Consider the following 14,023-nt stretch of genomic DNA (forward strand, 5'->3'; position numbering starts at 1 on the left):
TAATTTAGCCACCTGAGGGTGGTTTTTTTTGACCACGTCAAAACGCAAACAGACGTTAATGAATTTCGAAAAAGTAAGACATTTTATACGAAGTAAGAAAGCAAGGGATTTTCTAATTTATGGTTTTGGACAAGCGGTAAATTTAATTAGTCCTATCATTATTGTTCCCTTTGTGATTATGATTTGCGGTGAGGCTGGTTTGGGTAAAATAGGTGTTGGTTTTTCATTAGCAATCTTGGTCAATGTTTGGGTTGACTATGGCTCATACATTAATGGAACCCGAGAAATTGCCACCCATGTTGATCAACACGATTGTCTAGAAGAGCGCTTTTTGACCATTTATGGGGCAAAATTCATACTCTTGTGTTTGTTTCTAGTTTTAGCGGTTCTACTTATTTTTACAGTTCCCTTTTTTCGATCCGATTATACCCAATTACTTTTAAGTTTGGTGATGGTGGTGGGGCAGTTTGTAAATCCTACATGGTTTTTGCAAGGCGTACAGAATTTTGTATGGATTACTCTAATTAACGTAATTTCTAGAGGAATTTATATACTAACTGTTATTCTGTTTGTTGCTCAACCTGAGGATTACCAATATGTCAATATGTGGAACGGAGTAGGGTTAATTATCCCTTCACTCTTTGGTATGGTATATATTCTTAGGCATCATAAAATAAACGTTCGAAATTTTCAGCTCCGTCGTTCGATTGCATTACTTCGAGAAGAATTTTCTTTAACGCTTTCGCAAGTCTTTTTCGCAGCGTATCAATTTACACCAGTCATGATAGTGAGTTATTTTTGTGGAAATTTTGTAGCAGGACAATATCGGGTTATCGAACATATTGTCATGATTTTCCGAACGTATCTACAAACTTTTTACAATTTTATATATCCTGAAATTTGTAAGCAAATAGATAAAAGTCAGCCCTCTGGCATACGCTTTTGGTTTCGGGTAAATGGTATCAACTATTTTATTGTTGTTATAATGCTTACGGGAATTTTCTTCAATACAGCACCCATACTTCGGTTTTTTAAAGTAACCCCTGCAGAGGTACAGTTATTAAGTGGAAATTTTCAGTTGGGCTTAGTAATTCCTGTTTTATTGGGGCTTACTTTTGCCGTACGCCAGTTACTTTTTGCTTTTAATTCCAGTTACTACTATGTACGAATCACTATTTTGGCCACAATTACTTACCTTATTTTGATGATTTTCTTGTTGCAAAAAATGGGATTAGCAGGTGCGTTTGTAGCCACAATTATCATTGAATTATTCATTATTATTTCCTACTTTGTAATCCTCAAAAAAATGGAGGCAATAAAGTCAATATGACCTTACAGTTTACACCGAATTCTTTTCTTCCTAAACTATTGTACGTACTTTGTATTATAGTATTATTGCTCAATAGTTATGAAACAACTTTTGTGGTTTGGGGTTTTACAGCGTTCATTACGTTACGTAAGAAATATTCCGTTTCTTTTTTACGATTTCAAATTTTATTGGGTTTACTTATTGCAGTAGCTTTGTTTAGTGCCCAATTTACAGATCATAAATCGTATGTTTACTTTAAAGATATCAGTTATTTGCTCAAACCCATGTTGGGCTTGGCAGTGGGCTATAACATTTGTAAAATCATTGGGAAAGACCTTTTTCGGACGGTTATTTTAACAGGAGTACTTTTGGCCACCATTCATATTGCCACCATTTTAATTTGCTTTTTTATATTTAAAATCACCACAATGCATTTGTTACGGCATTATGGAGGTTATTTTAACGATTACGAAATTTATACGTTAGTACTTCTGATTTTCGCAAAACAGTTTGAAATTAAAATCAAACCTCAAACACGAATGTTATTTATTGTACTACTCTCAGTTTCAGCCTTCCTATATTTAGCCCGAACCAATATGATTCAGTTTGTGGTGCTCGTTATGGCGATTAAAGGCTACTTCATTTTGAATGTAAGAAATGTCAAATATTTACTAGTAGCCACTTCTTTGGTTGTGACTGCCTATGCCGCCATTTACTATTCCAATCCCTCACGGAAAGGAGAAGGATTAGAAGCGTTTTTATATAAGATTAAAATTGCTCCAATAGAATCCTTCAAGACCAAGATTAACGAGGAAGATTGGAAAGATTTTAACGATAATTACCGCTCTTTTGAAAATATTATTACCGTGCGTCAAGTCACTGACCGCGGTTTCCCAACCATATTAATTGGGAAAGGAATGGGTTCGACCATTGATTTAGGTCGCGAAATGTGGACGAATGACCAGGAGTTTATTCGGTATGTACCCGAATTGCACAACACGTATATGACCATGTATTTAAAGGCTGGTCTAATAGGCGTGCTACTTACCCTTGTTTTTATTTATTATTTAAGTAAATCCAAACCAACGAATAACCGATTAATCCATCACATTAATTTATTGTTTATGGGAAGCGCATTATTTTTAATTGTTTCCAATTGGGTGTTTTTAGGGTTGTACTTGAAATTGGATAACAAATCGATTTTCCTCGGATTCTTAATCGCATACCGAGAAATATTAATTGCCGAAAATGCAAAATTGCCCAGCATTCCCAATGAATACTAAAATTAAAATTTTTGTTGATTGCCATGTTTTTGATTATGGTTTTCAAGGAACGCGAACCTATTTACAAGGTTTGTATTCCGAGTTAATTAAGAATACGAATTTTGAGTTTTATCTCGCAGCCACAGATGTTCAAAACCTGAAGAAATGCTTTGGCGAAGCAGATAATGTGTTTTACATCGAATACAAATTGAAGAGTAAATTTTTCCGGTTACTTTTTGACATTCCGTATTTGATCAAGAAATTAAAAATTGATTATGCCCATTTTCAGTACATTGTTCCTCCCCTGAAAATGTGCCGCTATATTAATTCCATGCACGATATTTTATTCTTGGAAAAAAAGGAATATTTCCCTGTAATGAACCGAATCAAAAATGGAATTTTATATCATTTGAGTGGTAAAATTTCAGATATAATTTTAACAGGTTCCTATTTTTCAAAACAAAGCATCGAGAAACATTTTGTATTGACCAATGTAGCTGTAACGGTTTATGGTGTGGAAGATTTATTTTTTGAAACGTTTGACGCAGCGCAACAACAACAAGCAGTAAAGCAAAAATTTGGTTATGAAAAGTATCTTATTTACATATCGCGACACGAACCGCGAAAAAACCACTACCGATTACTAAAAGCCTTTGTAGCATTGGAATTATATACCCAAAGAGATTTGGTTTTAGTGGGAGACATTACGTTTCACGACCCGCAATTTGACCACTTGTTACAATCACTTGAACCCGCTCAAAAAGCAAAAATACATTTGTTGAATAAAGTGCCCTATTCGGATTTAATTCTATTATTGCGCGGGGCGACTCTAGCGGTTTATCCCTCTATTGCTGAAGGATACGGATTACCTCCCTTGGAATCCGCCGCCGCAGGGATACCAACTCTTTGTTCTAATGCAACCTCCATGGGCGAATTTGATTTCTTCGGGGATGATTTTTTTGATCCGTTAGATGATGAGGAAATTAAAATGAAGATTTATCATAAATTATCGAATCCTAACCCAGAAAAGGCACTGGAAATGTCTAAATTAGTAGCCGAAAAATACAATTGGAAAGTAGCTTCTGAAGCTTTTTTAGAAGTTTTGGAAACAGATATAAGAAAAAGAAATTAATGAAGAATGCAGTAATTACCGGCGTAACCGGTCAAGATGGCGCTTATTTGACGCAATTATTATTACAAAAAGGATATCGTGTTTTTGGAACCTACCGCCGTTCGAGTTCGATGAATTTTTGGCGACTAGAGGAATTAGGCGTCTTAAACCATGCTAATCTTTCATTGGTCGAATTTGATTTAAACGACATCACGTCTTGCATCCGTTTGTTGGAATCGTGTCAGCCAGAAGAGTTTTATAATTTGGCTGCCCAAAGTTTTGTAGGCGTCTCTTTTGACCAACCATTGTATACGGCTCAAGCTTCTGGAATTGGAGCTTTGACGATTTTGGAGGCCATTCGTATAGTTAATAAAAACATCAAATTTTACCAAGCGTCAACCTCGGAAATGTTTGGTAAAGTACAAGAAATTCCTCAAACAGAGCATACGCCTTTCTACCCTAGAAGTCCCTATGGATTTGCCAAATTATTTGCCCATTGGGCTACTGTAAATTATCGTGAAAGTTATGGCATTTTTGGAGTAAGTGGTATTTTATTTAATCACGAATCACCCTTACGCGGTAAAGAATTTGTCACCCGGAAAATCACCGATACAGTAGCCAAAATCCATTTAGGCATTACCGATAAACTGGCATTAGGAAATTTGGATGCGCAACGTGACTGGGGTTTTGCCGGCGAATATGTAGAAGGAATGTACAAAATGTTGCAGCACCATGAGGCAGATACGTTTGTATTATCAACCAATCAAACACAATCGGTTCGGGATTTTGTCGAATTAGCTTTTAATCGAATTGAGGTTGCTATTGAATGGACTGGAGCCGCTGAAAATGAACGTGGGTTATGTGCGAAAACCGGGACAGAGTTGGTCGTTGTAGACCCTAGATTCTATCGACCTGCTGAAGTAGATTTACTGATTGGTGATGCTCAAAAAGCGAATCATCATTTAAATTGGTCGGCCCAAACTTCACTAGCGGATCTATGTGCGATGATGGTAGATGCCGATTTGATAAGAAATAAGAATGGAAAGTCGTACTAAATCGGTATTAATTACAGGATGCACTGGTTTTACCGGCGTTTATCTAAAAGAACATCTCGAAAGCAAGGGGTTTAAGGTGTTTGGACTATCCAATTCTACCCAAACCTCAGATACCATATTTAGTTGTGATTTGACTCAACAAGAGCAAGTTCAAGCGATTGTTTCTCAAATCTCCCCAGATTATATCATCCATTTGGCGGCCATATCTTTTGTACAACATCCCATTATTGTTGATTTTTACAAGGTAAATGTTGTAGGAACACAGCACTTACTTCATGCGGCTTCTCAGCTTGAAAAACCAGTACAAAAAATAATTCTAGCCAGTAGCGCGACGGTTTATGGGAATCAAGAAGGAAGTGAATACCATGAAGGGATGACCCCCAATCCGGTTAATCATTACGGCATTAGTAAACTCGCGATGGAGCAAGTGGGGAAAATGTACTGGGAGAAGCTCCCTATTTTAATTGTACGACCTTTTAACTATACCGCTCCCGGACAAGAGTCATACTTTGTTATTCCCAAAATTGCCCAAGCATTTAAAACTAGAGCGCCCCAACTTGAACTAGGAAATTTAGATGTATTTCGAGAATACAATTCGATTCGGTATGTAGTTGAAATCTATGAAAAACTCCTTCTTTCATCGGCTCAAAGCGAAGTAGTCAATCTTTGTTCTGGTAAAATGCATGCGCTAACAGAAATTCTCCAATTATTTGAAAAAGCGAGTAGGTATTCACCAAAAATAGAGATTAATCCAGCCTTTGTTCGCCCTAATGAGATTAAATACCTCTGCGGTTCTACTCAAAAACTAGGCACACTGATTTCTTTACCCGACAATAATCATATCAAAGCAATTATTCACGATTTTCTTTAAGGAACTACTGATTTTTGGCAGTGCCACTTCCAAAGAAGCGATTTTTGGTTTTTACCAAGAAGTTATAGTTTTTAGCCAATTGTTTTTTAAGGAATGGAGCGTCTTCTTTGGGGAACCAATCGGTTGTACGCGGTTCTTCAATCAATCGTTCATGAATTTGATAAGCATAGGTCGCAATAGAGGTTCGGTAGCGGCCTTCTGGAAAGTTTGTCATATCATATCCATGTAGTGTATAAGGCCCACATTGTTGGATAATTAAACGGTTAAAGGGCACAGCAAGTTCCGCTTCATCGTTTGTACGTAAATCTTTAATTTTTAAGTGACCTTTGTATTCTTCCTTCCAATCTTTATTCAAATAAAGCAATAAGTTGAGTTCACGATACCAATTTTTATGGATGGGATGGTAATTAAAGTCCAAGTGCATATCTAAAAAACTGTTTTTCTTGCCTTGATGTAATCCACCCCCGTGATTTTTAGGATCTACAAAAACCTTTTTATTGGTGATGTAGGTTAGAATTGAATTGAAACGATCCGAAGATAAATCGGTGTATAATTCTTCTAATTCAGGACAAATTACTTTGTAGTTTGACTTTTCAAATTTATTATTCGCAAAAGCGTAATCCCGACTTTTATTTTCCAATTCTGGAATGTGACTGTAGGCCGTGTTTAACTTTTCTTCATCACAAAAATCATCAATGATCAAATGTGGAAAAGGCTGTGCAGTTAAGTACTGAAGTCGGAGTGTATCAAGATTTTGCTCTAAAAAGTCAAAGTTTATCATAGATATGGTTATTTAGCACAAAATTATAGATTAAACTTTAAAAACGAAAAAGTCAGACCCTTTTTGTTCACGATTTATTGAAAATAAACCCTCAAAAAGTTGTCTAGTTTTAAAGATTACAAGTAATTTTGGCTTTCGAATTACTAAGTCTATGAAAATTGCCATTTTCGGTACACGCGGCATTCCAAATCATTACGGAGGTTTTGAACAGTTTGCGGAATATTTTTCTGTTTATCTGGCTGAAAAAGGGCACAAAGTTTTGGTCTACAACTCACACAATCATCCGTACAAAGCCAATAATTTTAAAGGAGTTCAAATTGTTCATTGTTATGATCCCGAATACAAAATAGGAACAGCAGGTCAGTTCATTTACGATTTGAATTGTATTCTTGATATTCGTAAGCAAAAGGTGGACATCATTTTACAATTGGGCTACACCAGCAGTTCGATATGGCATTTTCTTTTACCCAAAAAGTCAATAGTAATTACCAATATGGATGGTTTGGAGTGGAAGCGCACCAAATATTCGAAGTTGGTTCAAAAAGTGCTTTTGTTTGCAGAACGTTTAGCAGTTAAAAACAGTGATTATTTAGTTGCCGATTCTTTGGGAATTCAAAAATATATTCACCATAAATATCAAAAATCTTCTGAGTATATAGCTTATGGAGCCTATCCTTTTGATCAGCCCAACCTTTCAGTATTGGAAAGATATGGTTTGCAGCCCAATGGGTATCATATGATTTTAGCCCGACTCGAACCTGAGAACAGTATAGAGATACTTTTAGAAGGTATTGCTTCAAATACAGGTTCGACCACCGTTTTAGTCATTGGAAACCACAATACTCCCTATGGAAACTATCTAAAATCAAAGTATGGTTTCTGCTCTAAAATCCGCTTTGTGGGCCCTATTTATCAAATCGATGATTTAAACAATTTACGCTATTTTTCGGAACTTTATTTTCATGGCCATACGGTAGGAGGTACCAATCCATCACTACTGGAAGCCATGGCATCAAAAGCACTAATTATTGCGCATCGGAACGAATTTAATGCTGCAATTTTAAAAGAAAATGCCTTTTATTTTGAAACCGCAGATGAAGTGAATAAATTGCTGGACTATACCAAAAAAAGTGATAACTTGCAGAAGGTTGTAAATAATTTTGAGGCTATAGCCAATGAATTCAGTTGGAAGATTATTAATGGCAAATATGCTCAATTTTTTGAAGAATGTTTTTCCAAGCGAGGAAAATGGTAAATGGAATTTCCATGAAATACTGCTTACTTTAGTATTGATTACCATTCCTACCAAACACCTCTTTATCAGTATCGCATTAATTCTTTATGTGCTATTTGCGTTACGCAATGGAGTGAAGCGTCGAGGTATTTCGTTTCAACCGATTTTGATATTACCGATGCTGTTTTATCTTCTGATGGTTTTATCGCTAATATGGTCTAAGGCACCTTCTTTGTCACTTTCTGGTCTACAAAAAGAACTTCCTTTTCTACTGGTTCCTTTAGCATTTATGTTGGCACCACAATTATCACGGGCATCGTTATATCGAATTCTCCGCAATTATAGTTGGTTTATGGTAGCGTATTCGCTTGTTTTTTTGATTCGAGCGGTATTGCGATACGTAATTTCAAAAGATAGTAGCGTTTTCTTTTATCACAATTTGGTCACGGAAGAATTAAATGCAATTTATATTTCGATTTTTTCTTCTTTAGCCTTAATGTATTTTGTAGCCCAAAAAACAAAAAGCACATGTACTAATTTTGCCTTTATAGTGCTTTTTGTCTTTGTTGTGATGCTATCTTCTAAAAGTATTATCACCATTGATGTGATTTTAATTATTGCTTTTTATGCTTTTTTTGCTGCTGTACCTAAAGGCACTAAAACCGTCACCATACTCTCGGTGATTGCGTTTGTTGTATGTTCGTTTGTGTTTGTTGAACAAGTTAGGGAACGTTTTTTAATCGAATACGAAACAGCTTTTGTAGACAATACCCTAAACACCAAAATTGGGAATGGAAATGTTTACAATGTGAGCCTACACCAAGCTTGGACCCAACAAAAGTTTGAAGAAAATCATTTTTTTCCAGGGACTGCATTACGGGTTTTTCAAGTTCGTATTTTCAATGAAATGATGAACGAGCAACCTGTTTTTTGGACAGGATTTGGCTTGGAGGCATCACAAGATCAAATCAAGGCTAAGATTAAAGAACATGGTCTCTATGGAAATTATGGCGACTTTAATTATCATAACCAATATGTACAGTCTTTTTCCGATTTGGGAATTTTAGGATTTCTCTTTGTTGTTTTTTTAGTGATTTGGAATGCTAAAAATGCATTTATTTCAAAAGATTTTCTTCATATAGCTTTCTCTATTACTATGATAATCCTATTTTTGTCTGAATCATTTTTCTGCAGACAACGAGGTATAGTATTTTTCATAGTATTGTACTGCATGTTTCAGTGTGCAGATTTGAAAAAAACTAAGCAATGAAAAGAATTTTAATCACTGGTGCGGCTGGATTTTTGGGCTCACATTTATGCGATCGTTTCTTAGCTGAGGGATATCATGTAATCGGAATGGATAATCTAATCACTGGGGATTTAAAAAATATTGAACACTTGTTCAAAGAACAACATTTTGAGTTTTATCACCATGATGTTACCAAATTTGTTCATGTGTCAGGACATTTGGATTATATATTACATTTTGCCTCACCTGCGAGTCCCATTGATTATTTAAAAATTCCAATTCAAACCTTAAAAGTAGGTTCATTGGGAACGCACAACTTATTGGGCTTGGCTCGGGTTAAAAAAGCAAGAATTCTTATTGCTTCTACCTCTGAAGTGTATGGCGACCCCCTGGTACATCCGCAAACCGAAGATTACTATGGCAATGTAAATACTATCGGTCCACGTGGTGTGTATGACGAAGCCAAGCGTTTTCAGGAATCTATTACGATGGCGTATCATACCTTCCATGGAGTAGAAACACGTATTTTGCGAATTTTTAATACGTATGGCCCACGTATGCGACTCAATGATGGACGGGTAATTCCAGCATTTATTGGGCAGGCGCTTCGGGGGGAAGATTTAACCATTTTTGGAGATGGTAGCCAAACGCGATCCTTTTGTTATGTGACTGATCAAGTGGAGGGTATATACCGTTTGCTTTTGTCAGACTATCATTTGCCCGTTAATATTGGTAACCCAGATGAAATTACCATTAAGGATTTCGCAGAAGAAATTATAAAACTTACCGGTACAACTCAAAAAATTGTATATAAGCCATTACCCGAAAACGATCCTTTACAACGCCAACCGGATATTTCCAAAGCTAAAGCAATCCTAGGCTGGGAGCCCAAAGTAGGTCGTGCCGAAGGGATGAAGCTCACATACGAATACTTTAAATCCTTGTCTTCAGAAGAGTTGCTGAGAGAGGACCATAAAGATTTTTCGAAATACATTTTGTAATGAAACCCAAAGCAGGTAGATATTCGGGTTATTTACGACCCTTTACTTATGCCTTCGATTGGGCAGTCATCAATATATTAGCCTATTTGCTATTACCTGTCGAATTCAGTTCTTTTTACTTTTCTATTTTTATTTCTTTTTGCTGGTTTATAATTGCCATCAATACGTATTTTTATGAAGTGTACCGCTTTACCAAAGTGGTCTCAATCTTTAATAAAATTGCTAAACAATTTGCATTGTTTACCCTTATTTGTTTTGCGTTTTCAGGGTTTTACTCCAAAACAACGGCATCTGTTGAAATTTTTCGATACATCGTTTTATCCGTTCTAATAATTACATTTTTCAAGCTCTCTATATTTTATTTACTCCGAAAGTATCGATCACTTTTCGGAGGGAATTTCCGAAGAGTAGTAATTATTGGCAGTGGAAAGTCGGTTCCCTTGTTAGAAGAGTTTTTTAATAACAACCCAGATTATGGTTATAAACTCGAACAAACTTTTGACTTAATCGAGGACAAAAAAAAGCAAATCGAAGCCTGCTTTCAGTATGTGCAAGATCATAATATTGATGAAATTTATTGTTCTCTCCATGATCTGGCCAATACCTATGTAAATCAAGTAATTGATTTTGCAGATAATAATCTCAAAGTCGTAAAATTCTTGCCCGACAATAATGAGATTTTTACAAAAAATTTAAAATTTGAGTACTATGGCTATATCCCTGTAGCTTCCTTGCGTAATATTCCCTTGGATGAATCACTAAATAAGTTAGTTAAACGCTCATTCGATGTCATTTTTTCACTTTTGGTAATTCTGGGACTGTTGTCTTGGTTAATACCTATTATCGGACTCTTGATTAAACTAGAATCAAAAGGCCCTATTTTTTTTAAGCAAAAAAGAAATGGATTGAATTATGAAGAGTTTGATTGTTATAAATTTCGCTCCATGCGTCCTAATCATTTAGCTGATCTGAAACAAGTTTCCAAAAATGACCCTCGAATCACAAAATTTGGATCTTTTTTAAGAAAAACAAGCATAGACGAACTGCCTCAATTTTTTAATGTTTTATTAGGGGATATGTCAGTAGTAGGGCCTAGACCCCATATGATTAGTGAAACAGAACGGTTTGCTCAAAACGTAGACAAATTTATGGTTCGGCATTTTGTCAAACCTGGGATTACGGGCTTAGCACAAACACATGGTTTTCGGGGAGAAGTTGAGACTGATAAAGACATTATTTATCGTGTGAAATACGATATTTTTTACCTAGAAAATTGGTCGTTGCTATTAGACTTAAAAATTATATTCTTAACGGTAATTAATGCTATTAAAGGCGAAGAAAAAGCGTACTAGAATACCCCTTGATTGATTAAATCTTTTACTTGTTTTTCGATATTAAAATCCGCTTGCGCCTGTTCAAAAACTTTTGTTTTCAAGGCCGCTAAATCTGATTTATCCAAGTTATTTATCTCCAGAAGTTGGTGTTGCATGGCGGCAAAATCTCCTACAGGAACCACCCAACCCAATCCGTGATTTGCCACTATATTTTCGCCTTCACCACCACCAAAATACAAAATAGGAAACCCTAAACTTCCATACTCAAAAATCTTGGAGGGAACCGAACCGTAAATCCTTGTAGTTAAAGGCACAATAGCGATATCAAAGGTTTTGAGCATTTCATGAAGTGCCTTGCGATCCATCATGCCATGGAAAAATATCGGTTGTTGTGGATGGTTTTGTAAATAGACTTCGATTTCTTTTTTCTCAGCGCCATCTCCGAAAATGTGCAATTCAATTTGCGTTCCCACCAAGTCAAGTTGCCGACATAATTCATACACGCCTTGGGCAACCCCCAATAATCCTGCGTAGAATACTTTTATGGTAGGCTCAGCTGAGGTTTGCAGTTCGCATTGTTTCTCCGCATGATCGGGATAATTTCGATACAAATACCCTTGCTTATTGGGGAAAATCGAATGGACATGATCTAAAATTTCTTGGGATTGCCCCAAAAGTAAAGTGGCTTTTTGGTAGATAAACCGCTCCATGAAAAGGGAAACTTTATGTGAAAAAGCCCCCGCTTTCAAAGCATTAAGCTCCAATGCTGCCAAGGGCCATAAATCGGAGACATTTAGTATAATTTTCTTTTGTTTTAGCGCTAAAATAGCTACCGAAAGAAAAGACAACAATAAAGGAGGCGATTGCACGATTACTTTTTTGGGTGTTTTTTTAAACAGTAAAAACAGCACCAAAACACTTGAAAACGAAAGGATGGACAGCAAGCGTTTGACAATATTCTTACTGTTACTCGGATAAATCCAAAGACGTTTTACCCGAATTCCATTTTGGTTTTCCGTAACCGAAAATTTCCCGCGGTACTCTGGAAACAATTCGCCTTTGGGATAATTTCCCAAGGGACAAAGCACAGTGACTGTATAATTGTTTTTATGTAATTGTAGAGCCATTTGCTCAATTCGATTGGCAGCGGCCCCTTTTTCTGGCGGATAATAGTTAGAGATTATGAGTATGTCTTGCATTAGTTCCTTTTTTGCCACAAAATATCGACAATACGTTCAGAAGCTTTTCCATCCCACAACTCAGGGATCCCCGCCTTTTTCATTCCATTTTGAAGAAAAGAAGTATACGTTTCCACCAACTTTTCTACTTGTGTTCCTACCAAGTGATTGGTGCCAACCGTAATTGTTTCGGGACGTTCGGTGTTGTTACGCAAGGTAAAACAAGGAATTCCAAGTACCGTAGTTTCTTCCGAAATCCCACCGCTATCGGTAATAACGGCAAAGCTATTCGCCACCAAATACATAAAATTTAAGTATCCTTGAGGTTCGATAAAGACGATATTTTGCGTAGGCAATTGCCGCGCGCCCAAAATTGCTTTAGTACGGGGGTGAATGGGGAAGATAATTTTTTTTCCTTGTGCCAACGCATCAATGCCTTGCAGCAAATGCAGTAACGAATCCTCTTCATCGACGTTGGCCGGCCGGTGTAAGGTAAGCACGATATAATTTCCTTTTTCAATGACGAAATCCTCCCAAAAAGAAGGTCGCTGAAAGCGGTGTTGATTTTGATATAACGTGTCAATCATCACGTTCCCCACAAAATGAACAGCATCGGGTTGCGCACCATATCGAATTAAATTTTCTGTAGCCAAGGTAGAGGTGGTAAAGAAATAATCGGTGATGCTATCGGTTACGATACGGTTGATTTCCTCAGGCATAGTCATATCCCCCGAACGAATTCCCGCTTCAACATGCGTTACTTTTAGGTTCATTTTTTTGGCTACAAGCGCACAGGCCATCGTTGAATTGACATCGCCTACAACCAAAACCATATCGGTAGGATTTTCCAATATTTCTTGTTCAAAAGCCACCATAATATTGGCCGTTTGCACCGATTGGGAACCGCTTTTTACCTCGAGATTGGCATCGGGTTTGGGTATATTTAGCTCTTCAAAAAACGTATCACTGAGGTTTTTATCATAATGTTGACCCGTATGTACCAAACGATAGGAGAGTGGAATTCCCTCCCGCTGTTTTTGTTCTATTGCTCGAATAATAGGAGCAATTTTAATAAAATTAGGACGTGCACCAGCAACGATAGTTATTTTCATAATCTAATTTTTATACCCAATGGGTTTTCGATTTTCAGCCGGTTTGACTTCGTTTAATTCGTCCAAATACGAAAAAACCAACTCAATATTTTTATCGTGGTTCTCCACTTTTTGTTCTAATACATGGATTTTTTCCTGAACATCGGAATACTCCATAATCCATTGCCGCATTTGGGTGAATAGTCGCATGATTTGAATATTCACCGAAATAGCCAGTTCCGAATGAATCACACTCGAAAGCATGAGTATGCCATGTTCGGTAAAGGCCATAGGCGCATGTCGTAATCCCATTTTTAATGATTTGGAAGACGCAAATTGCGACCTCCAATTATGTAATTCATCCTCAGTCAAAACAAACATAAAATCTTCAGGGAAACGCTCTCGATTTCGTTTTACTGCTTCTTTTAACCGTTTTGTTTCAATTCCGTACAATTGGGCCAAATCGCGATCCAAGAGTACTTTTTGGTTTCGGATAACATAAATTTTATCCAATACCGTTTCATTTGGGCGCATAGAATTTTGCATA

At 36.6% G+C, this 14,023-nt stretch carries 13 protein-coding genes; 9 read left to right on the forward strand and 4 right to left on the reverse strand.

What is annotated here, in order from left to right; all coding sequences use genetic code 11:
• The first annotated feature begins 58 nt into the window (after nucleotides 1–58).
• Genes ABWO12_RS07980 through ABWO12_RS08000 form a run of 5 tightly spaced genes read left to right on the forward strand, consistent with a single transcriptional unit; the run spans nucleotide 59 to nucleotide 5,608 of the window.
• Nucleotides 59–1,330 (forward strand): lipopolysaccharide biosynthesis protein, encoded by a 1,272-nt coding sequence (locus tag ABWO12_RS07980; RefSeq protein ID WP_353088242.1) that lies wholly within the window; start codon nucleotides 59–61, stop codon nucleotides 1,328–1,330.
• Nucleotides 1,327–2,592: a hypothetical protein gene (locus tag ABWO12_RS07985; protein ID WP_353088243.1), complete on the forward strand. Its 1,266-nt coding sequence runs from the start codon at nucleotides 1,327–1,329 to the stop codon at nucleotides 2,590–2,592. Before ABWO12_RS07980 ends, ABWO12_RS07985 begins: the two co-directional genes overlap by 4 nt.
• Complete coding sequence (locus ABWO12_RS07990) at nucleotides 2,582–3,703, forward strand: glycosyltransferase family 4 protein (protein WP_353088245.1); 1,122 nt, start codon at nucleotides 2,582–2,584, stop codon at nucleotides 3,701–3,703. Before ABWO12_RS07985 ends, ABWO12_RS07990 begins: the two co-directional genes overlap by 11 nt.
• Nucleotides 3,703–4,737 (forward strand): GDP-mannose 4,6-dehydratase, encoded by a 1,035-nt coding sequence (gene gmd / locus ABWO12_RS07995; RefSeq protein WP_353088246.1) that lies wholly within the window; start codon nucleotides 3,703–3,705, stop codon nucleotides 4,735–4,737. The genes ABWO12_RS07990 and gmd overlap by 1 nt, the downstream gene beginning before the upstream one ends.
• The gene (locus tag ABWO12_RS08000; protein ID WP_353088247.1) at nucleotides 4,721–5,608 is read left to right on the forward strand and encodes a GDP-mannose 4,6-dehydratase; all 888 of its coding nucleotides are present in this window, start codon (nucleotides 4,721–4,723) and stop codon (nucleotides 5,606–5,608) included. The genes gmd and ABWO12_RS08000 overlap by 17 nt, the downstream gene beginning before the upstream one ends.
• Before the next feature lie 4 nt (nucleotides 5,609–5,612).
• Here ABWO12_RS08000 and ABWO12_RS08005 read toward each other — a convergent pair whose 3' ends face one another.
• Nucleotides 5,613–6,389, reverse strand: coding sequence for a 2OG-Fe(II) oxygenase (locus ABWO12_RS08005; RefSeq protein ID WP_287782866.1), 777 nt, complete (start codon nucleotides 6,387–6,389; stop codon nucleotides 5,613–5,615).
• A gap of 151 nt (nucleotides 6,390–6,540) precedes the next feature.
• Between ABWO12_RS08005 and ABWO12_RS08010 the strand changes: the two genes are divergently transcribed.
• Genes ABWO12_RS08010 through ABWO12_RS08025 form a run of 4 tightly spaced genes read left to right on the forward strand, consistent with a single transcriptional unit; the run spans nucleotide 6,541 to nucleotide 11,225 of the window.
• Nucleotides 6,541–7,644, forward strand: a complete 1,104-nt coding sequence (locus ABWO12_RS08010; RefSeq protein ID WP_353088248.1) for a DUF1972 domain-containing protein — start codon at nucleotides 6,541–6,543, stop codon at nucleotides 7,642–7,644.
• Nucleotides 7,610–8,893, forward strand: coding sequence for an O-antigen ligase family protein (locus tag ABWO12_RS08015; RefSeq protein WP_353088249.1), 1,284 nt, complete (start codon nucleotides 7,610–7,612; stop codon nucleotides 8,891–8,893). Before ABWO12_RS08010 ends, ABWO12_RS08015 begins: the two co-directional genes overlap by 35 nt.
• Nucleotides 8,890–9,873 carry a UDP-glucuronic acid decarboxylase family protein gene (locus ABWO12_RS08020; protein WP_353088251.1) on the forward strand — a complete coding sequence of 328 codons (984 nt, stop codon included), beginning with the start codon at nucleotides 8,890–8,892 and terminating at the stop codon, nucleotides 9,871–9,873. Before ABWO12_RS08015 ends, ABWO12_RS08020 begins: the two co-directional genes overlap by 4 nt.
• Nucleotides 9,873–11,225: an undecaprenyl-phosphate glucose phosphotransferase gene (locus ABWO12_RS08025; RefSeq protein WP_353088252.1), complete on the forward strand. Its 1,353-nt coding sequence runs from the start codon at nucleotides 9,873–9,875 to the stop codon at nucleotides 11,223–11,225. The genes ABWO12_RS08020 and ABWO12_RS08025 overlap by 1 nt, the downstream gene beginning before the upstream one ends.
• Here ABWO12_RS08025 and ABWO12_RS08030 read toward each other — a convergent pair.
• From ABWO12_RS08030 to ABWO12_RS08040, 3 genes are read right to left on the reverse strand one after another with little or no spacing between them, the layout of a single operon-like run.
• The gene (locus ABWO12_RS08030; protein ID WP_353088254.1) at nucleotides 11,222–12,406 is read right to left on the reverse strand and encodes a glycosyltransferase family 4 protein; all 1,185 of its coding nucleotides are present in this window, start codon (nucleotides 12,404–12,406) and stop codon (nucleotides 11,222–11,224) included. The two genes, ABWO12_RS08025 and ABWO12_RS08030, sit on opposite strands and share 4 nt — an antisense overlap.
• A complete protein-coding gene (gene wecB / locus ABWO12_RS08035) occupies nucleotides 12,406–13,497 on the reverse strand; it encodes a non-hydrolyzing UDP-N-acetylglucosamine 2-epimerase (protein ID WP_353088255.1) in 1,092 nt (363 codons plus the stop codon). The genes ABWO12_RS08030 and wecB overlap by 1 nt, the downstream gene beginning before the upstream one ends.
• Nucleotides 13,498–13,500: 3 nt before the next feature.
• On the reverse strand, nucleotides 13,501–14,022 hold the full coding sequence (locus ABWO12_RS08040) for an ORF6N domain-containing protein (protein ID WP_353088257.1): 522 nt from the start codon (nucleotides 14,020–14,022) through the stop codon (nucleotides 13,501–13,503).
• Nucleotide 14,023: the final 1 nt, after the last annotated feature.

Origin of the sequence: Flavobacterium sp. (assembly GCF_040379285.1) — a bacterium.
In the GTDB taxonomy this organism is placed as follows: Bacteria; Bacteroidota; Bacteroidia; order Flavobacteriales; family Flavobacteriaceae; genus Flavobacterium.

Bases quoted from the DNA above. Each gene is read 5' to 3' on its own strand.
- ABWO12_RS07980 (WP_353088242.1), top strand. From the start codon at position 59: ATGAATTTCGAAAAAGTAAGACATTTTATACGAAGTAAGAAAGCAAGG.
- ABWO12_RS07985 (WP_353088243.1), top strand. From the start codon at position 1,327: ATGACCTTACAGTTTACACCGAATTCTTTTCTTCCTAAACTATTGTAC.
- ABWO12_RS07990 (WP_353088245.1), top strand. From the start codon at position 2,582: ATGAATACTAAAATTAAAATTTTTGTTGATTGCCATGTTTTTGATTAT.
- gmd (WP_353088246.1), top strand. From the start codon at position 3,703: ATGAAGAATGCAGTAATTACCGGCGTAACCGGTCAAGATGGCGCTTAT.
- ABWO12_RS08000 (WP_353088247.1), top strand. From the start codon at position 4,721: ATGGAAAGTCGTACTAAATCGGTATTAATTACAGGATGCACTGGTTTT.
- ABWO12_RS08005 (WP_287782866.1), bottom strand. From the start codon at position 6,389: ATGATAAACTTTGACTTTTTAGAGCAAAATCTTGATACACTCCGACTT.
- ABWO12_RS08010 (WP_353088248.1), top strand. From the start codon at position 6,541: ATGAAAATTGCCATTTTCGGTACACGCGGCATTCCAAATCATTACGGA.
- ABWO12_RS08020 (WP_353088251.1), top strand. From the start codon at position 8,890: ATGAAAAGAATTTTAATCACTGGTGCGGCTGGATTTTTGGGCTCACAT.
- ABWO12_RS08025 (WP_353088252.1), top strand. From the start codon at position 9,873: ATGAAACCCAAAGCAGGTAGATATTCGGGTTATTTACGACCCTTTACT.
- ABWO12_RS08030 (WP_353088254.1), bottom strand. From the start codon at position 12,406: ATGCAAGACATACTCATAATCTCTAACTATTATCCGCCAGAAAAAGGG.
- wecB (WP_353088255.1), bottom strand. From the start codon at position 13,497: ATGAAAATAACTATCGTTGCTGGTGCACGTCCTAATTTTATTAAAATT.
- ABWO12_RS08040 (WP_353088257.1), bottom strand. From the start codon at position 14,022: ATGCAAAATTCTATGCGCCCAAATGAAACGGTATTGGATAAAATTTAT.